Origin of the sequence: Janthinobacterium sp. P210005 (assembly GCF_036231865.1) — a bacterium.
GTDB classification, from domain to species: domain Bacteria; phylum Pseudomonadota; class Gammaproteobacteria; order Burkholderiales; family Burkholderiaceae_D; genus Janthinobacterium; species Janthinobacterium kumbetense.
The window spans coordinates 1,089,779-1,115,477 of sequence record NZ_JAZARC010000001.1 but is presented as its reverse complement, the minus strand read 5'-3'; the positions used below and the strand labels follow the sequence as shown (position 1 = coordinate 1,115,477).

Annotated in this window: 20 protein-coding genes; 7 read left to right on the top strand and 13 right to left on the bottom strand. The window is 64.2% G+C overall.

What is annotated here, in order from left to right; translation table 11 throughout:
- Positions 1–207 precede the first annotated feature (207 nt).
- Positions 208–693, bottom strand: coding sequence for a dihydrofolate reductase (locus VPH40_RS04855; protein ID WP_328572840.1), 486 nt, complete (start codon positions 691–693; stop codon positions 208–210).
- The gene (locus VPH40_RS04850) at positions 690–1,454 is read right to left on the bottom strand and encodes an alpha/beta fold hydrolase (protein ID WP_328572839.1); all 765 of its coding nucleotides are present in this window, start codon (positions 1,452–1,454) and stop codon (positions 690–692) included. The genes VPH40_RS04855 and VPH40_RS04850 overlap by 4 nt, the downstream gene beginning before the upstream one ends.
- Positions 1,455–1,667: 213 nt before the next feature.
- Here VPH40_RS04850 and VPH40_RS04845 point away from each other — a divergent pair, with 213 nt between their 5' ends.
- From VPH40_RS04845 to VPH40_RS04830, 4 genes are all read left to right on the top strand, one after another.
- The gene (locus VPH40_RS04845; RefSeq protein WP_099667617.1) at positions 1,668–2,243 is read left to right on the top strand and encodes a TerD family protein; all 576 of its coding nucleotides are present in this window, start codon (positions 1,668–1,670) and stop codon (positions 2,241–2,243) included.
- 76 nt (positions 2,244–2,319) lie between these two features.
- The gene (locus VPH40_RS04840) at positions 2,320–3,573 is read left to right on the top strand and encodes a TerD family protein (RefSeq protein WP_328572838.1); all 1,254 of its coding nucleotides are present in this window, start codon (positions 2,320–2,322) and stop codon (positions 3,571–3,573) included.
- 9 nt (positions 3,574–3,582) lie between these two features.
- Positions 3,583–4,917, top strand: a complete 1,335-nt coding sequence (locus VPH40_RS04835; RefSeq protein WP_251348409.1) for a VWA domain-containing protein — start codon at positions 3,583–3,585, stop codon at positions 4,915–4,917.
- A gap of 187 nt (positions 4,918–5,104) precedes the next feature.
- Positions 5,105–7,381 carry an outer membrane beta-barrel family protein gene (locus VPH40_RS04830; protein WP_328572837.1) on the top strand — a complete coding sequence of 759 codons (2,277 nt, stop codon included), beginning with the start codon at positions 5,105–5,107 and terminating at the stop codon, positions 7,379–7,381.
- On the opposite strand, the gene VPH40_RS04825 is transcribed toward VPH40_RS04830, so the two are convergent.
- Both VPH40_RS04825 and VPH40_RS04820 read right to left on the bottom strand, forming a co-directional pair.
- On the bottom strand, positions 7,378–8,421 hold the full coding sequence (locus VPH40_RS04825; protein WP_328572836.1) for an SMI1/KNR4 family protein: 1,044 nt from the start codon (positions 8,419–8,421) through the stop codon (positions 7,378–7,380). The genes VPH40_RS04830 and VPH40_RS04825 overlap by 4 nt on opposite strands.
- Positions 8,421–9,395: a thymidylate synthase gene (locus VPH40_RS04820; protein ID WP_289904772.1), complete on the bottom strand. Its 975-nt coding sequence runs from the start codon at positions 9,393–9,395 to the stop codon at positions 8,421–8,423. Before VPH40_RS04820 ends, VPH40_RS04825 begins: the two co-directional genes overlap by 1 nt.
- Before the next feature lie 205 nt (positions 9,396–9,600).
- On the opposite strand from VPH40_RS04820, the gene VPH40_RS04815 reads away from it, so the two are divergent.
- Positions 9,601–12,303, top strand: coding sequence for a bifunctional diguanylate cyclase/phosphodiesterase (locus VPH40_RS04815; RefSeq protein ID WP_328572835.1), 2,703 nt, complete (start codon positions 9,601–9,603; stop codon positions 12,301–12,303).
- A gap of 198 nt (positions 12,304–12,501) precedes the next feature.
- Positions 12,502–13,944, top strand: coding sequence for an OmpP1/FadL family transporter (locus VPH40_RS04810; protein WP_251348414.1), 1,443 nt, complete (start codon positions 12,502–12,504; stop codon positions 13,942–13,944).
- Between the two features lie 99 nt (positions 13,945–14,043).
- Here VPH40_RS04810 and VPH40_RS04805 read toward each other — a convergent pair whose 3' ends face one another.
- From VPH40_RS04805 to wrbA, 9 genes are read right to left on the bottom strand one after another with little or no spacing between them, the layout of a single operon-like run.
- A complete protein-coding gene (locus VPH40_RS04805; RefSeq protein WP_328572834.1) occupies positions 14,044–15,135 on the bottom strand; it encodes a threonine aldolase family protein in 1,092 nt (363 codons plus the stop codon).
- Positions 15,136–15,145: 10 nt separating this feature from the next.
- Positions 15,146–15,820, bottom strand: a complete 675-nt coding sequence (leuE, locus tag VPH40_RS04800) for a leucine efflux protein LeuE (RefSeq protein WP_328572833.1) — start codon at positions 15,818–15,820, stop codon at positions 15,146–15,148.
- 12 nt (positions 15,821–15,832) lie between these two features.
- Positions 15,833–17,686, bottom strand: a complete 1,854-nt coding sequence (locus tag VPH40_RS04795) for an ABC transporter transmembrane domain-containing protein (protein WP_251348417.1) — start codon at positions 17,684–17,686, stop codon at positions 15,833–15,835.
- A gap of 34 nt (positions 17,687–17,720) precedes the next feature.
- Entirely contained in the window at positions 17,721–18,797 is a 1,077-nt protein-coding gene (locus tag VPH40_RS04790) for a lipocalin-like domain-containing protein (RefSeq protein WP_289904777.1), read from the bottom strand.
- The gene (locus tag VPH40_RS04785) at positions 18,797–21,388 is read right to left on the bottom strand and encodes an FtsX-like permease family protein (RefSeq protein ID WP_328572832.1); all 2,592 of its coding nucleotides are present in this window, start codon (positions 21,386–21,388) and stop codon (positions 18,797–18,799) included. The genes VPH40_RS04790 and VPH40_RS04785 overlap by 1 nt, the downstream gene beginning before the upstream one ends.
- Entirely contained in the window at positions 21,376–21,804 is a 429-nt protein-coding gene (locus VPH40_RS04780; protein ID WP_328572831.1) for a DUF4124 domain-containing protein, read from the bottom strand. Before VPH40_RS04780 ends, VPH40_RS04785 begins: the two co-directional genes overlap by 13 nt.
- Positions 21,801–23,216: an FAD-binding oxidoreductase gene (locus VPH40_RS04775; protein ID WP_328572830.1), complete on the bottom strand. Its 1,416-nt coding sequence runs from the start codon at positions 23,214–23,216 to the stop codon at positions 21,801–21,803. The genes VPH40_RS04780 and VPH40_RS04775 overlap by 4 nt, the downstream gene beginning before the upstream one ends.
- Before the next feature lie 11 nt (positions 23,217–23,227).
- Positions 23,228–23,638 carry a DUF2069 domain-containing protein gene (locus VPH40_RS04770; protein ID WP_099667632.1) on the bottom strand — a complete coding sequence of 137 codons (411 nt, stop codon included), beginning with the start codon at positions 23,636–23,638 and terminating at the stop codon, positions 23,228–23,230.
- Positions 23,638–24,246 carry an NAD(P)H:quinone oxidoreductase gene (wrbA, locus tag VPH40_RS04765; RefSeq protein ID WP_099410250.1) on the bottom strand — a complete coding sequence of 203 codons (609 nt, stop codon included), beginning with the start codon at positions 24,244–24,246 and terminating at the stop codon, positions 23,638–23,640. The genes VPH40_RS04770 and wrbA overlap by 1 nt, the downstream gene beginning before the upstream one ends.
- Positions 24,247–24,313: 67 nt before the next feature.
- On the opposite strand from wrbA, the gene VPH40_RS04760 reads away from it, so the two are divergent.
- Positions 24,314–25,690, top strand: a complete 1,377-nt coding sequence (locus VPH40_RS04760) for a YihY family inner membrane protein (RefSeq protein WP_305052227.1) — start codon at positions 24,314–24,316, stop codon at positions 25,688–25,690.
- The last annotated feature ends 9 nt before the right edge of the window (positions 25,691–25,699 follow it).

Genomic DNA, 25,699 nt, shown 5'->3' with positions numbered 1-25,699 from the left:
AGATGTGAAGGGGCGGACTAGGGCGCGACGGTCAGGCGGTAGTGCAACCCGGCAGCCGCATAAAAAAAATAAGAACGGGATTCTCGCAGAAATGCGGCCTCTGCGGGAAAAAAATATCGCCCCAAAGCGCCACAAGCTTGCGCTAGCGTGACGCAACGGTGTGACAGGGGTATTACAGCAACATTCTGTTAATCAACATCAACCTTATCAGGCTTTGCGTTGCAGCGTGACAAAGGCGTAAGGCAGGCCGGATTTCTCCGAAACATGCGCTTCGCGCGCGGTTTCTTGCCACACGGCATGATCCACGGCGGGGAAAAACGCGTCGCAATCGAACGTCTGGCCGATTTCCGTGACGATCAGGCGCTGCGCCAGGGCCAGCGACTGTCTATAGATGTCGGCGCCGCCGATGATATAGCCTTCGGCGCCGTCCAGCAGGGCGATGGCCGCTTCCAGCGACGGCGCCGTTTCCACGCCTTCGTGGCGCCAGTCCGGATTGCGCGTGATGACGATGTTGCGGCGGTTCGGCAGCGGGCGGCCGATGGAATCGAAGGTCTTGCGGCCCATGAGGATGGGGTGGCCCGTCGTCAAGCGCTTGAAATGCGCCAGGTCTTCCGGCAATTTCCACGGCAGGGTGTTGTCGATGCCGATGCCGCCTTGCTGGTCGGTGGCAACGATGATGGTCAGTAAGCTCATTGGTTCTGTGAAAAAGGTGGGGGCGAGGCCCGATGCCCGTCATTATCGTTGAAATTGCCGGCAGCCTCCAGATGCGCACGCATGGCTTGCGCCAGCGCGCCTGGCGCTTCCAGCGGAATCATGTGGCCGGTGTCGTCTTTGAGTATGTGCAAGGTGGCTTGCGGCAAGCGGGCGGCCATGGCGCGCAGGTCGTCGGGATCGACGAGCTTGTCGTCTTCGGCACCCACGATCAGCACGGGGAAATCGAGCTCCGGCAAGCGCGCCATCAGGTCGGGGCGGTCTATCGTGGTGAGAAATTGCGCCAGCAGCACCTCCTTGCCCAGGTCCAGCCCCATCTGCTGGATCAGGCCCGTGATGCCGTCGTCCTGCAAGTGCGACGGGTGCAGCAATTCGCGCAGGCGCTGACGCGTGATGCCCGTATAGGCATTGCGCTCGAGCATGGCGACGATGCGCTGGCGCGCTTCGATTTCCGCCGGCAGCAAACCTTTGGCCGAATTGGCGATCAAAGTGAGGGATTTCACACGCTGCGGGTGCGCCAGCGCGTGTTCGAGCGCCAAGTAGGCGCCCAGCGAAAAGCCCACCAGATGGGCTTGCGGAGCGCTGTGGCTGGCGATCATCTGCTGCATCTGCGGGCGCGTGCGCGCCTGGTGCAGGGGGATGTGCTGCAGCTCAAAGGCGTCGCCCAGGGCAGGCGCCAGGCGCGACCACAGGCGTGCGTCGCACAGGGTGCCAGGAATGCAGTCGAGTCGTATATTGATCAAGGACAAACCTAGTGTGAAAAATTTTTGTCGAGCGGCATTATCCGTCATTTTGCGCATCGGGACAGCGGCACGATTTTTCCGTATGGCATTATTTTCAATAGTGCGCGGCTGGCAAGCCGGAACTTTATGGTAGGCTCATGGCTCATCAAGCCGGTGTGCCGGCGACGTGACCTGAAACACCGAATGCAACCCCCACATTAAAGAGGAATTACCATGGCGATCAGTTTGCAAAAAGGCGGCAATGTCAACCTGAGCAAGGAAGCTCCCGGCTTGAAGAAAATCGTGATTGGCTTGGGCTGGGACCCGCGCGCCACCGATGGCGCCGCTTTTGACCTGGACGGCAGCGCCTTCCTGCTGAAAACGGATGGCAAGGCCCGTTCCGATGCCGATTTCATTTTTTATAACAACCTGAAGTCGGCTGACGGCTCCATCGTCCACGCGGGCGACAACACCACGGGCGGCGGCGACGGCGACGACGAGAAAGTGGCCGTCGACCTGGCCAGCGTGCCCGCCGACATCGACAAGATCGCCATTGCCGTCACGATCCACGACGCGGAAAACCGCAAGCAGAACTTCGGCATGGTGGGCAAGGCCTACATCCGCTGCCTGAACGGCGACAACGGCGCGGAAATCGCCCGCTACGACCTGTCGGAAGACGGCTCGACGGAAGCGGCCATGATCTTCGGCGAAATCTACCGTGCCGGCAGCGAATGGAAATTCAAGGCCATCGGCCAAGGTTTCAAAGGCGGCCTGGGACCACTGGCACGCTCGTTCGGCATTAATGCGTAAAAAGCAATTGTTTGCGTAACTGTACCGGGTGGCACCGCTGCCCGGTTCTGTCTCTCTCTTCTTTCTCCCCGACTCCATGGAAAACCTGATCAAGGGGCAGCGCCTGGCGCTGTCCGGCCTCGTCACGGGCAACGTCGTGCAACTGGGACTCGCCAGCGCTGGCGTGTCGCTGGACTTTGCCTGTTTCGGCCTCGATGCCAACGGCAAGCTGTCCGACGACCGCTACATGACTTTCTTTAACCAGCCGCGCACGCCGTGCGGCGGCGTGGAAGCGGCGGCGCCGTCCGGCGATGCGGCCGGTTTCAGCTACCAGCTGGACCGCTTGCCTGCCACCATCGAGCGCCTGGTCGTCACGGCCGCCATCGATGGCGCAGCTACCATGGCGCAGCTGGGCAGCGGCTACCTGCGCTTGCAGGACGGCGGGCGCGAGCTGGCCCGCTACACGTATGCGGGATCTGATTTTGCGCAAGAAAAAGCCGTCATGCTGGGCGAGTTCTACCGCAAGGACGGCGGCTGGCGCTTCATGGCCGTGGGCCAGGGTTTCAATGGCGGCCTGGACTCTCTGGTCGCCCATTTCGGCGGCGAAGTGGCGCAGGCGGCAGCGGAGCCGGCGCCGCCGCCCAAAATTTCCCTGTCGAAAATCTCGCTGACCAAGGCGGGCCAGACGCACAAGGTGTCGCTGCAAAAGGGCGCGGGCGCGCCGGGCAAGCTCACCGTCAAGGCCACCTGGGTCGACAACGGCGATGGCGACGACGATAACGACGACCTCGATTTAAGAGTCGGCATCCTCTTGCCGAACGGCCAGATGCGCTTCATCCAGGCGCCCGATACGCCGGGCAGCTTCGACGTCATGCCGTATGTGCGCCACCTGGGCGACGTGGCGGGCGCATCGGGCAAGGAACCGGCCACGGAAACGGTGGAAGTCAATCCCGCGCTGGCGCAACAGTACGGCGGCACGGTGGGCCTCGTCTTCAGCGTGTATTCGGCGCTGGCCAATGGCGCCGTGTCGGTCGCTTCCATGCGGCCGAAGATGGTCATGCAATATGGCGAGCAGATCGTCGAGTGCGCGTTCGACTTCCGCCTGTCCAAGGCGGCCGAGGACGATTCCGTCTACACCTATGTGATCGGCATGGCGCGCATCACGCCCGACAGCATCATCCTCGAACCGTCCGGCAAGACGTCGGAACCGGGCAGCGAAGCGACGCCGTGGCTGAGCTGGCAGGGCGAGAATCTGCAACTGGCCTTCAACGGTCCCGTCGTCTTCAAGGGCGAGGACAAGGAAGACGAAGATGATTTCAACGCGGACAATCCGCGCCGCTATATCGCCTAGGAGGCACTGATGGAAACCTTGTCCAAGGGACAGCGCTTGCCGCTGGCCAATCTCGTTCCCGACGGCGTGCTGCAGGTGGGCGTCGCCGCGCAGGGGCTGGCGCTCGACGTGGCCTGTTTCGGCCTCGACGCCAGCGGCAAACTGGCCGACGAGCGCTACATGACCTTTTTCAACCAGCCGCGCACGCCGTGCGGCGGCGTGGAAGCGCGGGCCGGCAGCGGCGGCGACATGGCCGAGTTTGCCTTGCAACTGGCGCGCTTGCCGGCCGGCATAGACCGCCTCGTCGTGACGGCGTCCATCGATGGCGGGGGCGTGATGTCGCAGTTGCAAGCCGGCCACGTGCGCCTGCAGGCGGGCGGACGCGAGCTGGCCCGCTTCGCCTTCGCGGGTAGTGATTTCGCACAAGAAAAAGCCGTCATGCTGGCAGAAATCTACCGCAAGGATGGCGGCTGGCGCTGCATGGCCGTGGGACAGGGCTTCAATGGCGGACTGGACGCGCTGGTGCGCCACTTCGGCGGCGAAGTCGACCAGGCCGCCTCTGCTGCCCCTGCGGCGGTTTCGGCCGTCATGCAGGCAAAGATCAACCTGGAAAAACGGGTCGAACGGGAAGCGCCGCAACTGGTCAGCCTCGTCAAGCAGGCGGGCGTGTCGCTGCAGAAAGTGGGTTTGCTTGACCACCGCGCCAAGGTGTGTTTGTGCCTGGATATTTCCGGCTCCATGGGCCGACTATATAAAGAAGGGCTGGTGCAGCGCTTTGCCGAACGCATCCTGGCCCTGGGCTGCAAGTTCGACGACGATGGCGAGATCGATGTTTTCCTGTTCGGCAAGAATGTCCACCATCCGGCGCCCATGGCCTTGAGCAATTGCAATACCTACGTGGGCCAGGCCATACAGCGCCATCCGCTGGAAGGCGACACGCGCTATGGCGCCGCCATGCAGGCGATACGCGCATTTTATTTCCCCGATGGCGCCGGCGGCGAGCGCACGCGGCCCGTCGCCGCGGAATTGCCCGTGTACGTGATGTTCGTCACCGATGGCGGCACGAGCGACCAGGCGACGACGGAGAAACAATTGCGCTGGGCTAGCCATGAGCCGATCTTTTGGCAATTCATGGGCATCGGCAAGGGGCGCAAATCGAAAAGCAAGTTCCTCGCCGCCTTTGCCGATTCCGACTTCCCCTTCCTGGAAAAGCTCGACGAATTGCAGGGTCGCCTGGTCGACAATGCCAATTACTTTTCCGTCAGCTCGCCCGACGAGCACAGCGATGCGGAACTGTATGACTTATTGATGACGGAATATCCGGGCTGGCTGAAACTGGCGCGCGGCAAGGGCTTGCTGAGGTAGCGCAAAGGTAGCGCAAAGGTCATCGGATGAGGCTATGCGACCACAAGTGCGAGAGATTTGTAAATTGAAGTAAATAACAATGGTTCGCATTTGCTTTGCTCCTTGCAATCGTGGCATGCTTTGAGAATGTGCTCTCACGCTGCGGCGTAGTGCCTCATCCGTAGCGTCTCGATTATTTTTTAAGCAAATGCATAAAATCCTCTTTCACTGTCTGGCGGGCGGCAGTCTGCTCGTGTCCGGCGCCGCTGTCCAGGCGCAAACCGTCACCGGCGATACCGTCGTCAAGCCCGCACCGGCCAAGGCGCCCGCCGCCGATGCTCCCGCTACCGTCAGCGTGACGGCCGAACGCCCCACGGGCCGCATCGACCGGCAAGTCTACGACGTCAAGTCCGACGTGGGCAGCACCAACGGCACGGCGGCCGATGCCTTGAACAATGTGCCTTCGGTGGCCGTCGACCCCGACGGTTCCGTATCCTTGCGCGGCAGCAGCAATGTGCAGATATTGATCGATGGCAAACCGTCGGCCATGCTGCAGGGCGACTCGCGCGGCGCCACGTTGAACGCCATGGCGGCCGACGATATCGAATCCGTGGAAGTGATCAACAATCCCGGCGCCCAGTTCGGCAACGAAGCCGGTGGCGGCCCGATTTTGAACCTGGTGATGCGGCGCAACCGCAAGCCGGGCGGCTTTGCCACCGTCAACGCGAATGCGGGCATCGCCGGGCGCTACAACAGCTCCGTCTCCGGCACCTACAATGAAGGTCCGTGGGGCTACCAGGGCGGCATCAATGTGCGCCATGACGGCCGCAATTCCGTGGGCGAAGTCAGCCGCGAGCGCCTGGACCGCGGCACGGGCGCCTTCGCCCCCAGCAGCCAGAGCTCCACGAACAATGGCTTGAACGATTCGCTGGGCTTGCACGGCACCGTCAATTACAACCTGAACGCGAACGATACCCTGGCCGCCAGCGTGTCGTACAACGGGCGCAGCAACGACCAGCGCTCGCTGGACCGGTACATCAACGGCGACAGCACGGGCAACACCATCGGCGACTATGTGCGCAGCACCGTGCGCAACGGCGACAGCCGCAACTACAGCTGGGGCGGGCGCTACGACCACAAGGGCGAGTTGCCTGGGGAAACCCTGAAAATCGACTTGCGCGTGTCGTCGTCGACCAACGAGAGCGACAGCGATTACGCGAATGCCTATGCGATCGCGCCCGTCAACGCATTTGACAGCCGCGCACGCCAGCACAGCGAGACGGGCAACCGCATCGTCGACTTCAGCGGCGACTACGAGCGTCCGCTGGCGGGCGGCACGGCCAAGCTGGGCTACAAGGTGGCCGACAACAAGAGCAGTTTCGACACTTTATATACGGACATCAATCCGGCCAGCCTGGCCGAGACCGTCAATCCCATGCGCAGCAACCGTTTCGAGCTCGACGAGCGCACCATCGCGCTGTACGGCTCTTACCAGATGCGCCTGAGCGAACGCTGGGGCGCGCTGGCCGGCTTGCGCGCCGAATACACGGACTTGAACGTGCGCCAGATCACCAGTGGCGTTGAGGCTGGCAACAATTACGTCAACTATATTCCCAGCCTGTTCGCCACCTATAAAGTCAGCGACGAGAGCAATTTGCGCTTCAGCTACGCGCACCGCATCCGCCGCCCGAATGCGGGCGATTTGAACCCCTACGTGGTCTACCGCGACGAGTTCAATGTGTCGGCCGGCAACCCCAAGCTGAAACCGACGCAGACGGACTCGTTCGAAATCGGCTATGAAACGAAGATCGCGGGCCTGGAAAGCAGCTTGCGCGCCTACCACCGGCGCGACACGGACGCCATCGTCGATTACCGCTATTTTATTAGCGACAATGTGCTGCTGACCACGCGGGAAAACGGCGAAGGCAGCCATTCGAGCGGCCTGGAATTCAGCGTCAGCGGCAAGCTGACGCCGTCCCTGACCCTGAACACGAGCGGCAATCTGGCGCGCAGCCAGCAGACGAGTTCCGACGACCTGGGCAACCGCAGCACGCGCACGGCCAACGCACTGAGCGGCCGCGCGCGCCTCAATTACCAGATCAATGCGGATAACCAGCTGCAACTTGCCCTGCAAATGCAGGGCAAGATGCTGTCGGGACAGGGCTACCGCTCGCCGAACAACACGCTGAACCTCAGTTTACGCCACACGGTGACACCGCAATTGAGCTTGGTCATGAATGTGACCGATGTGTTCAGCAGCAACAAGATGGAAACCGTCATCAACAGCGCCTCGCTGCGCGAAACGAGCACGCGCCGTTTTGACGGCCGCATGATTTATGTGGGCTTGTCGTACCGCCTGGGCGGCGCCACGTCGGCGGCCAAGGAGGGCGAACGGGAGCCGCGCTTCGGTCCGCCGGGCGGACGGGGGCCAGGCGGACCCGGACCCGGTCCCGGTCCCGGCGGACCGGGCGGCGAAGCAGGCTAGGCCGCCCCCGCGATTTCGTGCAGGAAGTCGATGAAATCGTCCATATGGAGCTCGAAGCGCCATTCGCCTGCGCCATGTCTGGCGCGGTACACGGGCAAGTCGCCGTCGATGCTTCTTTCTTCCAGGTGTACGCAGTACGGGTCGCCGCCCGCATCGGCGATCACCACGAGCTTCGACTGCCAGCTCGCGATGTTGTGATTTTGCACGGCATGGACGGCGTAGCCGTGCTGGGCCTTCACCAGCTCCGCCGCGCCGTACAGATGCAGGCCCTGCGGGAAGCGCTTGCCGTCGACATGCACGCGCAGCGGCGAATAGAATTGCAGGAAATGGCGGTAGATTTCCGGCAAGACCCATTGCGCGTCGATCTCGGCCATGTCCTTGGCGCTGGCCATGGTCAGCCAGTTCGACGGTTGCGCCAGGTCTTGCTCGCGCTGGCGCCGCAGCGCCAGTTTCCGCTCCAGGAAGGCGGCTGCTACTTGCAGGCGCGACCGCGGCTTGGCCAGCGTCTCATGCTTGGCGGGCGCCTTGTAGCCTGCACCGTCAGGGTAGCCGTCCGCTTGCCAGTCCAGCACGGCGTTTAGTCGCAGCTGCTCTGCCTTCCAGTGGCCGGGATCGGACGGCAAGTCCTGGTCAAACGGCTGGCGGCTGAACACGGCCAGGCTCTTGATCGCCTTGGCGCGCACTTCCAGTCTGGTGGCGCCGGACGCTGCCAGCGCCACCAGGGGCGCATACGCGTCCACGCCTATACTTTTCAGCAGGCCATCGACGCCCCAGTACGCCAGTGCGGGCTGCTCCAGTGCCCAGGCGAAAAAGGCCGCATGTTGACTGCCTTCCACCAGATGTACGATATCCGTCATCAAAAAGGTGCGCCAGTGCAGCAGTTGCCCATCGCGCGCATACGCCGTCAGGATGTCGAGCACGGCCAGCCTGTCGTCCGCGGCATGCTTTTTCAGCAGCCGCTCTTTCAGCCTGGCGAACTTGCTGCCATCCGTTTCGTCAAACAGCTTGCGGTGCAGGGCGGCGAGTGCTGTGACCGCCATCAGACGGCCATCGCCGCCTTGATGGGCGCGTGGTGTTCATAGCCTTCCAGCGAGAAATCCGACGGCTCGATCTTTTCCAGCCATTCCGGCTCGTACTTGCCCGTCTTCGCGTAGTCGGGCACGCGCTCGGAAATGACGAAACGGGGCGCCGGGAACGGCGTGCGCTTCAATTGTTCTTCCACCATGTCGAGGTGGTTTTCATAGATGTGCGCGTCGCCGATGAAGTAGGTGAACCAGCGCGGCGTGTAGCCCGTCAGGCGCGCCACCAGGTGCAGCAGGGCGGCGCCTTCGGCGATGTTGAACGGCGTGCCCAGGCCGATATCGTTGCTGCGTACATATAAACACAGCGAGATTTCGCGCGTGCTGGCGTTCGGGATGAACTGGTACAGCAAATGGCAGGCGGGCAGGGCAACGGCGTCCAGCACGGCCGGGTTCCAGCCGTGGAACAGGATACGCCGGCTGCCCGGGTTGCTCATGATGGTGTCCAGGCATTCGCGCAACTGGTCGACGGCCTTGTACAGCAGCACTTTTTGCACGCCGCCCTCGACGATGGGGGCGACCAAGGTAAAGCCGTTCGCTTGCGCATCGGCGATCTGTGCGGGCTGGTCGGCGTCGAGCAGCTTATATGCGGGCCATTGGCGCCATTGCACGCCGTACACGGGGCCCAGGTCATCCTCGCCTTCGCGGTAGGGGTTGGCCAGCCATTGCGCGTTTTCATTGGCGTTCTGGTCCCAGACCTTGCAGCCCAGGGCGCGGAACTCGGCCGCGTTGCGCGAGGCGCGCAGGAAGGCGCACAATTCGCCGATCACGGATTTGAAAGCCAGTTTCTTGGTTGTCACGGCAGGGAAGTTGCCGTTGGCCAAGTCGAAACGCATCATGGCGCCCGGCACGCTCAGGGTGCGGATGCCCGTGCGGTTGTCTTGCCAGCTGCCCGTTTCGAGCACGGTCTTGATCAAATCTTGATATTGCTGCATGTATTTCTCCAACGGTAAGGATGGTGATTGTAACGCAGGCGCGACAGGCGGGCCGCGGCCCACGCACATAATTACGCTGCCGTCTTACCTGCAAACATGACTCTGTGGTAATTTGTGTGTCCTTGAAGAAATACATAGAAACGGCAGATGCTGCACCATGTTCTTGCGACAATTTGTAAATAATAATAACGCCGCCGTGGTGGAGATGAGCAGGGCCGATTTTCTCAAGGCTAACCTGCGCCTGATCCTCGCCTGGCCCTTGCTGGGCCTGATCCTGTGCGCCGTGCTGTGGACGGCCACCTTGCTGCAGTTGGAAGCGGAAAAGAAGGTGGCGCAGCAGCAGGCGCTCGACAGCGTGTCTTCCTTGTCGAAAGCATATGGCCAGTATCTGCTGCGCACGCTGGAGCAGATGGACCAGCTGACCTTGCAGCTCAAGTATGAATGGGAAAACTCGCGCGGCCAGCTGCGTCTCGATCAATTGAAGACGCAGGGCATGTATGCCTTGCCGCAATTTGCCATCGTCGCCATCCTCGACCGCAAGGGCCATCCCGTGACGGCCACGGCGCCGCTGCAGCGCCTGCGCGTCAACGAGCGCAGCGATTTCCTGTTGCGCCACTGGCGCAGCAATTCCAGCGCGCTGCGCATCGCGCTGGGGAGGGCCAGCGAGGCGGCCCCGTCAGCGCCGGGCGCCGGCGAAAGCCTCGTGCATTTCACGCGCCGGCTGGAAGACGAGGATGGCAACTTCGACGGCGTGCTGCTCATTTCCATCCATTCCAGCTATTTTTCCGAATTCTATAACAGTGTCAATTTTGGCAAGTTCGGCATGTCGGCCATGGTGGGCGAAGAGGGCGAGCTGTTCAGCACGCGCCTCGGTTCGCGCGTGCTGCCGACGCAGAGCGGCCAGGGCACGCCGTTTCTCGACACCAGCTTCCTGGAAACGGAAAGCGGCGCCCTGCATTCGGGCGGCAGGATAGCTTTTTCCGACAAGCAAAATCGCTATGTGGGCTGGCAGGCGCTGAAAGCCTATCCGTTTACGGCCGTGGTCGGACTGTCGGACGGCGAAATGCTGCACCCCTACGAGGAAACGCGCACCATTTATATCGGCATCGCCCTGGCCGTCACCGTGCTGCTGCTGGCCTTTGCCGCCGTCGCCACAGTGCTGTCGCTGCGCCTGGCGTGGCGCCACCACCAGTCCGAAGGCGTGCGCAACGCCTACCGCATGGCCACCGAGGGCACGAGCGACGGCTTTTATATCATCGCCGCCCTGCGCGGCGCGGATGGCAGCATCCTCGACTTCGAGATCGTCGACTGCAACGAGCCGGGCGCCGGCTATTTCGGCGTGCGCCGCGAACAGTTGCTGGGCATGCGCCTGCAGTCGCGCGCCCACGAGCCGTATTTCCGCGACTTGATCCATAATTACCGGGCCGCCATGGTCTCCGGCTTTTCCGAGGAAGAGATCGAGTTGCCGGAAGGCAACCCCTTCAAGCTGCGCTGGATACGCCGGCGCCTGGTGCGCAGCGGCGACCGCCTGGCCGTCACCCTGCAAGACATCAGCACGGCCAAGGAGCACGAGCGCGACTTGCGCCGCCTGGCCAATGAAGACGGTTTGACGGGCTTGCCCAACCGCTACTGGCTGCAGCAATTCCTGCCCGGCGCCCTGGGCCGCGCCGCCATCGCGCGGCACATGCTGGCGCTGCTGTTCATCGACCTGGACGGCTTCAAGGATATCAACGACACGCAGGGCCACGCGGAGGGCGACAAGGTGCTGCGCGCCGCCTCCTTGCGCCTGAAGGCCGTGCTGCGGCCGGGCGACCACGTGGTGCGCCTGGGCGGCGACGAATTCGTCGTCGTGCTCGACCCGGTGGAGGACGACAGCCGCGCCGAGCAGGTGGCGCAGCGCATCGCCATCGCCTTCGACGAACCGTTTTACCTGGGCAGCGAACGCCACAAGATGGGCGCCTCGATCGGCATCAGCCTGTATCCGCGCGATGGGGCCGAGACGGAAGTGCTGCTGAAGAACGCCGACATCGCCATGTATGCCGTGAAAGTGGCAGGCAAGGGCCATCACCGTTTCTTCCAGCCGGAATTGTTCGAAACCATCCGCAACCGCCGCGAACTGGAGCAAAGCCTGGTGGCGGCGCTGGAGCAGGATCAGTTCCTCGTCGTCTACCAGCCGAGGGTCGACGCCATGAGCGGGCAGCTGTGCAGCATGGAGGCGCTGGTGCGCTGGCACCATCCGCAGCACGGCATGGTGCCGCCGCTGGAATTTATCCCCGTGGCCGAGAGCAGCGGCCTGATTTCCCAGCTGGGCGAAGTCGTCATCGAAAAGGTGTGCCTGCAGATGGCGCGCTGGCAAGCCAGCGGACTGGAACTGGTGCCCGTGTCCATCAACGTCTCGGCGCGCCAGTTCGGCCGCGGCGACGTGCACCAGGTGCTGGCGTCCGCGCTGACGCGCCACCGCATCGATGCGCGCCTGATCGAGGTGGAAATCACGGAATCGGCCATGATGGATGAACAGAACCGCGCCGTGGAGCAGCTGTCCGCCATCCGCGCGCTGGGCGTGCGCCTGCTGGTCGACGATTTCGGCACCGGCTATTCCTCGCTGTCGCAGCTGCAGAAGTTCGCCATGGATGGCTTGAAGATCGACCGCGCCTTCACCATGGAGCTGGGCCGCTCGGAGCAGGGTGAAGTGTTCGTGCGCGCCATCCTGTCGATGGCGCATGCGCTGGGCATGAGCGTGGTGGCCGAAGGGGTGGAGACGCGCGAGCAGCTCGACATCCTGCGCACCCTGCAATGCAATGAGGTGCAGGGCTATTTCATCTCGCGCCCCGTGCCGGCGGAACAGATGCTGTCGCTGATGCATCAGCGCTTTCTGATACCGCTTCCAGCCCCTGCATTGGTACTGTAGAAGGTCGTATGCGCAGGAAAAACAACGCCGTTTCATAAAAAGAGCGAACGTTCGCTTTTTTCTAAAAAATATTATATGCTTCGCTCATGCCGTCAGTGAATTGGAGTTCACGGCGGCAAGAAAAGTGCAAGACGGGGCAGCTGGATATGCCCGCGATAGTGTGCCGAAGACAATTTCATATAATAAAGAGAGACCAACTTGAAACATAAATATCTGCCCCTCCTGATCGTTGCCGCATTCGCCGGCATTTCCTCCACCGCACAAGCATCGGGCTACCGTTTCGGCTCGCAAAGCGTTTCCGCCCAGGGCACGGCCGATGCCAGCGGCGCCGAAGCGGCCGACGCATCGACCATTTTCTACAACCCGGCCGGCCTGTCGCGCCTGGAAGGCACGCAGTTCGTTGGCGGCGGTACCTTGGTGGTACCGCATTCGACCTACACGGATGCGGGTTCGAAGCCTTTCTTCCCTGGTAATCGCACGCCGTACGCGGCCACCAAGGACTATGCGCCGGACGCCGTATTCGCGCCTGCGCTGTACGCCAGCAAGAAAATCAATGACCAGTGGACCGTCGGTGCCGGCCTGTTCGTGCCGTATGGCGCCAAGCTCGACTACGGCAATGACTGGTATGGCCGCTACGCGATCACCAATATCAAGCTCGAAGCCATCGCCCTGAATCCTTCCGTGTCGTTCAAGCTGGACCAGCACCACTCGTTCGGTTTCGGCATCACGGCTGAATACATGAAGGCGGAACTGGGCCAGGGCGTGGACGTGCCGGGTTCGGTTGCCTTCCTGGGCAAGTTCGCGCCTAGCGCATCGCAGGCATTCCTGGCCAATATCGCCAAGACCCAGGGCCTGGCCGCCGCGCAAGCTGCGGGCGCGGCGTTGCAGGGCCAGATCAAGGATGGCCATGCGTCGATGGATGGTCATGACTGGGGCTTTGGCTTCAATCTCGGCTATCTGTACCAGCTGAACGAAGGCACGCGCTTCGGTATCGCCTACCGCTCGTCGATTTCGCACAAGCTCAAAGGCAGCACCATCTGGGACTTCTCGCAAGTGACGAGCAATCCTGCCGTGAACGGCTTCATCGCCAAGGCCTCGAACAAGGTCAATTCCGAGGCGCTGGTGGAACTGCGCACGCCGGAAACCCTGTCGATCAATGCCTTCCACCAGATGGATGATCGTTGGGCTTTGATGGGCGACGTCACCTGGACCCGCACTTCGCGCCTGCAGAACCTGGACATCCAGTTCCCGCCGACGGCCGAAGGCGCCGAGCGCATCCGCCAGAACTGGAAAGATACCTATCGCGTCTCGCTGGGCACCAACTATAAATATAGCGAAAGCCTGATGTTGCGCGCCGGTATCGCGCACGACCAGGCGCCAGTGCGCAGTGCCGAACTGCGCCACCCGGCCTTGCCGGACAGCGACCGCATGCAGTACTCGATCGGCGCGAACTGGAAGCTGAACGCCAATTCCTCGATCGACCTGGCGTACAGCTATATCGACTTCAAGGACGCCAGTGTCAACTACACGAATGACTGCTCGCCTGTCAAAACTGGCTGCACCGGCAACGGTGAAACCACCAAGGGCCTGTTCAAGACCCGCATGCAGTTGATCGGTCTCGCTTATAACTACAAGTTCTAAGCAGGTAGTGGCGGCCAACCCGGCCGCCATGAAATGAAAAAAGCGCCTCCGGGCGCTTTTTTTTGGTGTCGCGACGGTGGCGCTGCCGGCTTGCGCCGATCATGCCGTGCCGCGCATCGCCTGATCCAGCAGGGTCAATGCCTGCCGCACGCTGTCGTCGGGCAGTTCCAGCAACTGGTCTCCCACATACCATTCCACCACGCTGTGCCCGGGGAGGGCTGCGTGGCTGGCGCGGCTGAACAGCCAGATGCCGTGGTCGGCGGCCACCTGGTTGCGGATGGCGATGGCCCGTTCGCGACTTACGGGCAAGTGCAGGTGCAGCATGTTCGCTTGCGGACTGGCAGGATTGACGGCAATGGCCGGGAAGTCGCGCAGCAGCGCGTACAGCCACTGCGTGCGCGCAAAATACCGCGGCATGGCGGCGAGGCGCGCGTCGAACTGCATGGCGGCGGCCACCACGTAGGGCGTGCGGTGCACGATATTGCCGCCCTGGCGGCGGAACCATTCGCGCGCCCGTTCGACGAACGGCCGGCTGCCGGCCAGCATGGCGCCGCCGAGGCCGCCGATGCCTTTGTACAGCGACACATACACGGAATCGAATCCGTCGCAGATGGCGGGCAGGGACTGGCCGAAACCCGCTTGCGCCTCCCACAGGCGCGCGCCATCCATGTGCAGGTGAATATTGTGCTCGCGGCAGTGCTGCTTGATCTGGCTCAAGTCTTCCCAGGAAGGGCACTGGCCGCCGATCTCTCGCATCGGCAGTTCCAGCTGCGCGGCGCCCAGATGATCGGGCACGGCGCGCAACTCGTCCACCGTCCACGGGCGGTGCGGGTCGCCGATCATCAAACCCTTGAAGTGATCGAGCAATTCATGGTTGCCCCGCTCGTGGCGCAGGATGTGCGAGGTGGGATGCAGCGCCACCAGGCGCGAGCCCCGGTCCTGGCACGCCAGGCGCAGGGCCGTGACCTGCGTCATGGTGCCCGTGATGCAGAACACGGCGGCTTCGAAACCGAGCAGGCCGGCGACCTTGTTCTCGAACTGTTCGATCAGCGCGCCTTCGCCATAGGTATCGTGCGCCACATCGTTGGCGTCGCACCAGGCGGCCATGGCGGCGAAGGTGGCGCTTGGGGCGGGCTGGCGGTGGCCCGGCAGGACGGTGTGGCAGCGCTGGCGCAGTTCGAGTTCGGTCACGGTGGTTTCCTTACAGGGTGGCCGTGGCCAGTTTCGCGCCGAAGCCGATGAACATGGCGCCCACGCCGCCGCCCATGCCGGCCGACAGGCGGCGACGGCGGCGGAAGGTCTCGGCCAGGCGCGCGCCGACAAAAATGATGGCCGTCAGGTAGGTAAAGCTGATCACCTGGCAGATCAGGCCCAGGCCGATGAAGGACAGTACGGGATTCGGGAAGGCCGGGTCGACGAACTGGATGAAGAAGGAAATGAAGAACAAAATGGCCTTCGGGTTCATCAGGCTGATGATCAGGGCCTTGCGGAATGGGTCGCTTTCCTTGACGGGGGCAGGGACGGCCGCCGCTTCGCCTTCGGCAGCGCCTGGCGCGCGCAGCTTGCGCCAGCAGCCGATCAGCATCTGCAGGCCGATCCAGCCCAGGTAGGCCGCGCCGATGTATTTCACCACGTAGAACAGGGCCGGGCTGGCTTTCAGCAGGGAGGCCACGCCGCAGGCCGACAGCACCATCAGTATCAGGTCGCCCGCAAAGATGCCGAAGGCGCCCTGGTAGGCGGGTCGCACGCCGCGCTGGGCGGCCACCGACAGCACATACATGGAATTGGGACCGGGCAGGATGACGATGAAGATGGTCCCCAATAAAAAGGTCCAGAAATCGGTGATGCCCAGGTTGGCGTGGAAAAGTGCGTTCATGGCTGTTTTTGCTTAGTTGATCTGTACGTTGTGAAATTGCAGTGCGGCAAGGTTCGCATAGATGCCTTTCATTGCGACCAGCGACGCATGCGTGCCCGTCTCGACGATCTTGCCGTCTTCCATGACGATGATGCGGTCGGCGCGCTGCACGGTGGCCAGGCGGTGGGCGATGATGACCGTGGTGCGGCCTACCATGGCCGCTTCCAGCGCCTTTTGCACCAGGCGTTCCGATTCCGCGTCCAGCGCGCTGGTGGCTTCATCGAGCAGCAGCAGCGGCGGGTTTTTCAGCAGGGCGCGGGCGATGGCGATGCGCTGGCGCTGGCCGCCGGACAGGCGCACGCCCCGTTCGCCGAGGAAGGATTTGTAGCCGTTCGGCAGGCGCTCGATGAATTCGTGGGCGGCCGCCATTTTCGCGGCGGCGATCACTTCCTCGTCGCTGGCGCCGGCGCGGCCGTAGCGGATGTTTTCCATGGCGTCGGCCGAGAAAATCACGGTATCCTGCGGCACGATGCCGATGGCGTCGCGCAGGGTGTGCAAGTCCAGCTGCTTGATATCGACGCCATCGAGGCGGATGCTGCCGCTTTGCGGGTCATAGAAGCGCAGGAACAGCTGGAACAGGGTGGTCTTGCCGGCGCCGGAAGGGCCGACGACGGCCACCGTTTCGCCGGCGCGGATGTCGAGGCTGACGTGGTCCAGCGCATGGGTGTCCGGGCGCGACGGGTAGGAGAACATGACATTGTCCAATGTCAAGGCGGCGCCGGTCGCGGCGCGCGCGGGCAGCGGCAGCGGCGTGGCCGGCGAGGCGATTTCCGATTTGACGGCCATCAATTCCAGCAGGCGTTCGGTGGCGCCGGCGGCGCGCTGCGCTTCGCCCATGACTTCGGACAGGGCGCCGATGGCGCCGGCCACGATGGAGGCGTACAGGATGAACTGGCCCAGGTCGCCGCCCGTCATCGAGCCTTCCAGCACGGCGCGCGCGCCCAGCCACAGCACGAAGACGATGGTGCCGAACACCAGCAGGATGGCGATCATGGTCAAGAGGGCGCGGGCGCGGATGCGGCGCATGGCCGTCATGAAGGCGCCTTCGACGGAGTCGCCAAAGCGTTTCGATTCGATTTTCTCGTGCGTGAACGCTTGCACGGTAGGCATGGCGTTGAGGATTTCGCCGGCCATGGCCGATGCGTCGGCGATGCGGTCCTGCGAGTCGCGCGACAGCTTGCGCACCTTGCGGCCAAACACGATGATGGGCACGACGACGAGTATCAGGAGGCCGATGATGATGCCCGCCAGCTTGGCGCTGGTGACGAACAGCATCACCAGGCCGCCCAGGAACAGTAGCACATTGCGCAGCGCCATGGAGATGCTGGTGCCGACGACGGCCTGGATCAGGGTCGTGTCGGTGGTGATGCGCGACAGGACTTCGCCCGTCTGCGTGGTTTCAAAGAATTCGGGGCTTTGCGTGACGACGTGGCGGTACACGGCGCTGCGGATATCGGCCGTGACGCGCTCGCCCAGCCACGACACCGTGTAAAACCGCGCGGCCGTGGCCAGCGCCAGGATGGACGCCACGCCGAACAGGGCGAGGAAGACCAGGTCGACGTGCTGGATGCTCTTCGAGCCGGCCGCGCCGCCGAAGCCGAGGTCGATCATCTGCTTGAACGCGGCGGGAATGGCCAGGGTGGAGGCGGCGGCCACCACCAGCGCGATACCGGCCAGGAAGAACTGCTTGCGGTACGGCGTCAAAAAGGGCATCAAGCCCTTGAAGGCGGCCAGGCTGCCTTTTTTCAGTTCGCGGCTGGTGCCGGTGTCGGGAGTCGATGCGGTGCTTGCTGTACTGGTACTGCCTGTTTCTGTGCTGGTTGTCATTGTTTTTCGCTTTGATTTACATATTCGGTAGTGCTTACAACTTCATCGGCTGGACATAGCCCGTCATTTCCAGGTAGGCGCGGCCCACCGGCTGGCCGTCGCGCTCCACCGTCACGGCGCCTTCCCAGTACACGGCGCCCGTCGAGCGGCGCGAATCGAGTTCCTGGTCCGCTTGCAGCGGCTTGATCTGCCAGCGCGTCGCGCCCGTGCGGATCTCGGTGGCGACCGGGTATTCGGCCTGCGTGCGGGGCGAACGCCACAGCTGCGTGGGTGTGAAATCGACGTCGCCGGGCGCGAACTGCGTCATCTTACCGGACGCGTCGCGCCATGTCGCGTGCGCCCATAGTTTAGCACCTGTCTTGCTGCGGATCTGGAAGGCCATCAGGGCGCCGCCGTCGTCGAGGTTGGCGCCTATCCAGTTCCAGCCGCTGGCGTCCGCATCGAGCACCTGGCTGGACCACTCGTGATCGAGCCAGGTGGCGCCCGTCACGGCTTCCGGCTTGCCGCCCGCGCGCGCGATGGTGCCCGTCGTGCGCAGCTGCGGCTTGCTGTAGTAGTAACTCGATTGCGCGGGCCGGGCGCCCTTGCGCGAGTAGCCGCCAACGCCTTGCAGCAGCACGGGCTGGGTGGGCGCGAGGGTCAGCTGCAGGTTGAATTCGCGCGCGGCCAGGCTGACCCGGTAGCTGCCATCCGCCTGCCGCTGCATGCGCCAGTCGTCGAGTTTGACGTCCGTGTCGCCCACCTTGGCGTAGGCCAGGCCGAAACCCTCGCGCGCGCTTTTCTCGTCGTGCAGCAGCTTGCCGACCTTGGGATCGGACAGGGCCGCATGGCCGATGATCAGCTGTTTCGGCGCAAACGCGCTGGGATTGTCCGTATCGGTGGCCGTGGCGCTGCGAAAGAAGGTCACCTGGTAGCCCAGCTGCTCGCCGCCGGCCGTTTTGACCCAGCCCGTGGCGTACCACCATTCCGTTTTATACGCGGGATGGGCGCCGAAGTCGTGCGGCAGGCGCAGGGTCTGGCCGGCCGGCAGCGGCGTGACGGGGGCAAAGGCGGGCGGCGCGGCCAGCGCAGGTAGCGCCAGCGCCAATGACAAGATGAAAACACGGCGCATTACCAGTCCTCCCTGACGGCGCGGATGGGGCCAGCGGACAAGGCTTGTCTGCCCGCGATCAGCGCCGTGGCGGCGGCCGCCGTCAGCAGGGCGCCGGCCACGGTGGCGATCAAGGGCCACGGCAGGTGCAGTTGCATGGTCCAGTGGAACGATTGCGGATTGACGATGAAGACCAGCACAAAGCTGATCAGCAGGCCCAGGATGAAACCGGTGGCGATGCCCAGCGCCGTCAGCGCGCCTCCTTCGAGCGCCAGGATGGACAAAATCTGCCCGCGCGTCACGCCCACGTGGCGCAGCATGCCGAATTCGCGGGCGCGCGCCAGCGTTTGCGCGGAAAACGTGGCGGCCACGCCGAACAGGCCGATGACGATGGCGATGGCTTCCAGCAGATAGGTGACGGCGAAGCTGCGGTCGAAAATCTGCAGGCTCAGGGCGCGGATGGCCGACGGATTCGACACTTCCAGGCTGGCGCCGAACGGCAGCGCTTTCAGGCGCTGTTGCAGCGCGTCGCCCGTGGCGTCCTTGGCCAGCCACAGGGCGGCGTCGCTGACATCGAGGTCGCCCGTCAGCGCGCGGTAGTCGTCCAGCGGCATCTGGATGGCGCCGGAAGAGCGCGCATAGTCGCGCCAGATGCCGGCGATGAAGAACTTGTGCAAGCCGCCTGCCAGCGGCAGGGCTATCTGCTGGCCCGGTTTGACGTTGTACAGGTCGGCCGCCGCCTCCGACAGCCAGACGGGTTTCTCCCCTGCCGGCACGGGCAGGGTGTCACCCACCAGCACCATGCTCTTGCCCGGATCGGACAGCAGGATCGGGCGCGCCAGCAGCACCACATTCGGACGGTCGGGCGCCAGTGACAGCGAGCGCAGGCGCTGGAAATCCACCCTGGCCACCTCGGGCAGGGCGGTGATGCTGGCCTGTTCGCGTGGATTCAAGCCTGCCGTGCCGCCGCTGGCGGCCGTGCGCGCGTACACGTCGGCCGGCAAGATCTGCAGCAGCCAGTCGTCGACGGAAACGCGGAAACTCGACACCATGATGGCCATCGCCACCATCAGGCTGAAACTCGACAGCACGCCGCCGAGGGCGATGCCGGCCTGGCCCGAGGCGTTCGCCAGGCGGGCCAGGGTCAGGCTGCGCACGGGCGCATGCTGGCTGGTGTCCGTGCGCAGCCAGGCGCGCTGCAGGAAGCGGAAGACGACGGCGGCCAGCTGCGGCATCAGGGCGATGGCGCCGATCAGCAGCAGCGCGATGGACAGATAGCCGAACAGGGGCAGCTCGAACACGGGCGGCAGGAAGGTCAGGGCGCCGGCCAGCAGCAGGCAGACCAGCGCGGGCCAGGTTTTCGCCAGGCGCGTCGTCACGACTTCCTCGCTGCCCGATTTCAGGGCGATGGCGGGTGCCGCGCGCGCCGCTTCCAGCGCGGGCGCGGCGCAGCCCAGCAAGGCGACGCCGAGGCCGAGGATAAAGTAGACGAAGGCGGCGACGGGTGTGAACTGCACCTGCGGCTGCACGCCCGCGAAATAGCCGGCGCCCAGGTCGCCGCCGAAGAAGCGCAGGGCCACGGCCGCCATGGCGTAGCCGCCCGCGATGCCCAGGCCGGCGCCGACGATGCCGAGGCTGGCGCCTTCCAGCAGCACCTGGCGCAGCAACCGGCCCCGTTCCATGCCCAGCACGCGCAGCAGCGCGAACTGGCCGCGGCGGCGGATGACGGACAGCGCCTGCGTGGAAAACACGAGGAAGGCCCCCGTGAACAGGGCGACGAGGGCCAGCACCGTCAGGTTGACCCGGTAGGCGCGGCTGAGGTTATTGTTGCGGCTATTCTGGTTCTCGTCATTCGGCTGGCCCACCTGGAAACGCCCCGGGTACTGCGCTTCCAGCGCCCGCGCCAACTCGGCCTGGAAGGCGTCGCGGTTGACGCCCTGGCGCAGTTTCAAGTCGATGCGCGACAGCTTGCCCAGCTTGTTGAAGCGCCATTGCGCCGCGCCGATATCCATTACGGCGATGCGCTGGCCGGCGCGCGCGCGCTGCAGCGAACCGGCCACGCGCAGCGGCACCGTGCCCGTGCCCGATTGCAGGGCGACCTGGCCGCCTTGGGCTACATTGAGCCATCGCAAGGCGGCCGGCGATAAAAAGACGGCGTCGTCGGCCAGGGTGTCGAAAGGCTGGCCTTCGGCCGGTGCGCCGATCAGGTCGGGCGAGATGAAGCCGGCGCGGAAGACGTCGAGCGCCAGGATGTGCAGCGGGCCGCCGTCCTTCTTGCCCGCCACCGTGGCCTGCAGTTCCAGCACGGGCGAAGCGACAGCCACGCCGTCGTGCTGCGCCAGCCATGGGTAGATGGCTTCGTCGAACAGCGCTTCGCGCCCGGCCACCTGCACGTCGGCCTGGCCGGACAGGCTTTTGACGGCCGTGGAAAATTCATTGAAGGCGGCCGCGTTGATCAGGTGGATGGCAAAGCCCAGCGATACGCCGATGGCGATGGCCAGGATGGCGACGAGGGCGCGCACGGGATGCGCGCGCCATTCGCCCAGCAGCAGCCAGCGCGACAGCAGGCGCGTGCCCGCAGGATCGGCTGCCGGCGCACTCAATGCAGGCATTCGACGGCCAGGCGTTCGCCGGCGCGCCGTGCTTTCAATTGCGCCGCATCGCGGTTCTTGTCGCCCGCGCCGACGGCGTCCTGCGCCGCCCATTTCTGCTCCAGGCGCAGCTGCGCGCAGTGCTTCTCGTGGACTTCCTGCTGCCTGGCGCCCCGTTCACGCGCCTGGTCTTCCAGTTGCTCCTGCTTCTTGCGCGCCGCTTCCATCTGGCTGGCCACCCGTTCCTGGCGCGTGGCCGCGCCCTTGTCGACGGCGGGCGGCGGCGCGGGGATTTCCAGGATTTGCAATTGGCCGGCCGTGCATGGCGTGGCGCTATAGCTGCTCTGGCCATCCTTCACGCATTTGTAGACGTCCTGCGCACTGGCGGAACCGGCCAGCAAGGCCATGGCGCAGAGCAGGAGGGACGGCGTTTTCACAGGATTTTCCCCGGATTCATGATGTTCTGCGGGTCCAGCGCCTGCTTCACGGCGCGCATCAGCTGCAATTCCAGCGGCGACTTGTAGCGGGCGAGATCGGCCTTTTTCAGCGCGCCGATGCCGTGTTCGGCCGAAATCGAACCCCCAAAAGCGAGGACCTGGTCGTGCACGATGCGGTTGATCGCATCCTGGTTGGCGAGGAAATCCCGGTCCGTCATGCCGGCTGGCGGCGCCACGTTGTAATGCAGGTTGCCGTCGCCCAGGTGGCCAAAGCACACGAGCTGGCAGCCGGGGAAGGCTGACTCGAGGGCCGCATCCGTGATGGCGATGAAATCGGCGATGCGGGAAATCGGCAGCGAGATGTCGTGCTTGATGTTCTTGCCCGCCTGCGCCTGCGCCAGCGGGATGTGCTCGCGCAGCTGCCACAGTCCCTCGGACTGCGCCACGGAACTGGCGACGACGGCGTCTTCGATCAATTCGTCTTCCAGCGCCGCACCGATGCTCGCTTCCAGCAATTCCACGGCGTGCGCCTCGGACTGGCTGCTGGATAATTCGAGCAGCACATATTGGCCGTGCGCGTCGGCGAATGGGCGCGGCAGCTGCGGGAACTGCTCCGCCACCAGTTGCAAACAGTACTGCGACATCAGTTCAAAACCCGTCAGGCTGGCGCCGCAATGGTCCTGCATCAGCGACAGCAAACGCAGCGCGTGGGCGGGCGAGGGCATGGCGGCCAGCGCCGTGATGCAGGCTTTCGGCTGCGGGTACAGCTTCATCACGGCGCCCGTGATCACACCCAGGGTGCCTTCGGCGCCGATGTACAGGTCGCGCAAATCGTAGCCCGTGTTGTCCTTGCGCAAGCCGCGCAAGCCGCTCCAGATCTCGCCCTGCGGCGTGACCACTTCCAGGCCCAGGCACAGCTCGCGCGTGTTGCCGTAGCGCAGCACGGCCGTGCCGCCCGCGTTGGTCGCCAGGTTGCCGCCGATGGTGCAACTGCCTTCGGCCGCCAGCGACAGGGGGAACAGGCAACCGGCGGCGCTGGCCGCTTCCTGGATGGTTTGCAGGATGCAGCCCGCGTCCACCGTGATGGTGCGGTTGACGGGATCGAGCGCGCGGATGCCGTTCAGGCGTGCCAGCGACAGCACGATGGCCGTGCCGGCGGCGTCCGGGATGCTGCCCAGGACCAGGCCCGTGTTGCCGCCTTGCGGCACGACGGGGACGTGCCATTGCGCGCAGGCGCGCAGCACGCCGGCGACTTGCTCCACGGTGGCGGGGCGCAGCACGGCCAGGGCCTTGCCCGTGAAACGGTCGCGCCAGTCGGTGAGGAAGGGCGCCGTGTCGGCGTCCAGGGTGAGGACGTAGGCGTCGCCCAGCAGGTCGCGACAGGCGGCGAGGAAGTCGGCTTGGTCAGTCATGGGCTTGTCGTTCATTTCTTGATGCTCACTTTAGTCACTTTTTCCAGCAATTCCCTGGCCATGCGCTTGGCCGCCTTTTTATATGGGCGCAGATACAGCACGGCGCAGGCAAAATAGATGCAGACGATGGCCGCCTCGCCCCAGGCCATCCGGGCCGAGACGGGGTTCGTGTCGCTGTAGCCGCGCACCACGCCTTCCGTGAAGTACAGCAGGATCACCATCGACGACCATTGCAGGGTGTACACGTCGCGCTTGATGACGCCATACAGGGGAATGAGCAGGGGCGCCGCCTTCAGGACGACCCAGGAGCCACCCGGCTGCAGCGGCGCGACGACGGTTTCCCACAGCACGCACCAGACGATCAGGGTGACGAGGCTGGCGATGGCGCCCCAGTGAAAATACTTGTGCAGTGCGCCGTGCATCACGCGCCCGCCAGTTTCGCGGCGTTTTCCGCCAGGCGCCGGCCCAGGGCGATGGCCAGGCGCTTTTCATCGTCGCTCAGGGCCTTGTCGCCGTCTATGCCCGACCAGTGCGTGGCGCCATACGGCGAGCCGCCCGTGGACGTCGTCATCAGTTCCGGATGCGTGTAGGGCAAGCCCATGACCAGCATGCCGTGGTGGAAGAGGGGGATCATCATCGACAGCAGGGTCGATTCCTGGCCGCCGTGCAGGCTGCCCGTGGACGTGAACACGCAGGCGGGCTTGCCGGACAGGCTGCCGGCCAGCCAGTCGCTGGCCGTGCCGTCCCAGAAGTACTTCATGGCGGCGGCCATGTTGCCGAAGCGCGTGGGCGAACCCAGGGCCAGGCCCGCGCACTCCTGCAGGTCGTCCAGTTCCACGTAGGGCGCGCCGTCAAGGGGCACTTCGGGCGCCGTCGCTTCCGTCACCGTCGAGACGGCGGGCACGGTGCGCAGGCGGGCGTCGCAACCGGGCACGCTTTCCACTCCCTGGGCTATCAACTCGGCCAACTGGCGCGTGGCGCCATGGCGTGAATAAAACAATACGAGAATAATCAGATTGGTTGGCTTCATCATTGGTATTATAGGGCGCTTTACAGCCTGATACGACTGCTGTCATGGCGCCGTTCTGATTTTGCACATGTTTTCAAAATATATATTCCCGTTCTTTCAATACCTGTGGCGCGCCCTGAGCATCGGGCTGGCCGTCGTGCGCGGCCTGACCTGGTCCGAAACGCGCGACTTGCTGCAATTCGCGCGCCGCCGCGTGCGCGAGGAAAGCCTGCCGCAGGTGGCCGGCAGCCTGACGTTCGCCACCGTGTTTGCGCTGGTGCCGCTGCTGACCCTGGCCCTGGCGATCTTCACCACTTTCCCGCTATTCAATACCTTCCGCCATGCGCTGGAAGATTATTTCGTGCAAAGCGTGATGCCCAAGGGCATATCGAACACCATCCTCGATTATCTGACCACGTTCGCCTCGAAGGCCACGCGATTGTCGGCCATCGGCGCGGGCGCCCTGATCGTCACGTCGGTGGGCATGATGGGTTTGATCGAGCGCGTCTTCAACCGCATCTGGCGCGTGCGCCAGGAACGCCGCTGGACCAAACGCTTGCTTGTCTACTGGGCCATCGTCACCCTGGGGCCGCTGCTGGTGGGCGTGTCGCTGACGGTGACGTCGCGCCTCTTCATGGCCACCAGCGGGGTGGTGGGCGCCGTGCCTTTCCTGGGCGCCGTGTTTTATACGCTGGTGTCGATCGGCCTGACCATGCTGGCGTTTACATTGCTGTACATTGCCGTGCCGAACCGCGACGTGGATTGGCGCGACGCGGCCTGGGGCGGCTTGCTGGCGGCGCTGGCGTTCGAAGTGGCCAAGCGGGGCTTCGGTGAATTCATCCAGGAATTTCCCACCTATTCGCGCATCTACGGCGCACTGGCCGCCTTGCCGCTGTTCCTCGTGTGGATTTACCTGAGCTGGATGATCACCCTCGTGGGCGCCTTGCTGGTGGCCGCCTTGCCCGTCGTGAAATACGAACGCTGGTGGTACGAGGCGGCGCCGGGCAGCGAATTCGTTGACGCCGTCGCCATCTTGAAAGTGCTGCACCAGGCTTGCCACTGCGGCGATTCGGCCCTGGTGGGCGCCGCCGAGATCCGCCGCAGCACGCGCCTGGGCTTCGAAGAGATGGAAACCCTGCTCGACAAGATGGTGCAGCAGGGCTGGGTGGGAAGAGTCAACGTGGAGGGCGCCGTGCGGGTGCAGTGGGGCAAGCGCGTGGCCGACAGTTCCGACCACTGGGTCTTGCTGGGCAATGTCAACCGCATCAGCCTGGCCGACGTCTACCGCTTGTTCGTCTTCGGCGGCATGCGCGTGAACTCCGGCTATCCGGCCGGCTCCACCAATGAACGCGATATCCAGGCGGCCGAAGAAGCGGCAGCCCTGGCGGCGCAGGTGGAAAACGCCGTGGAGCAGGGACTGGGCCTGACTTTGGCGCAGCATTTCGGCACCGTCAAATGCAACTGAGCGGTCTTA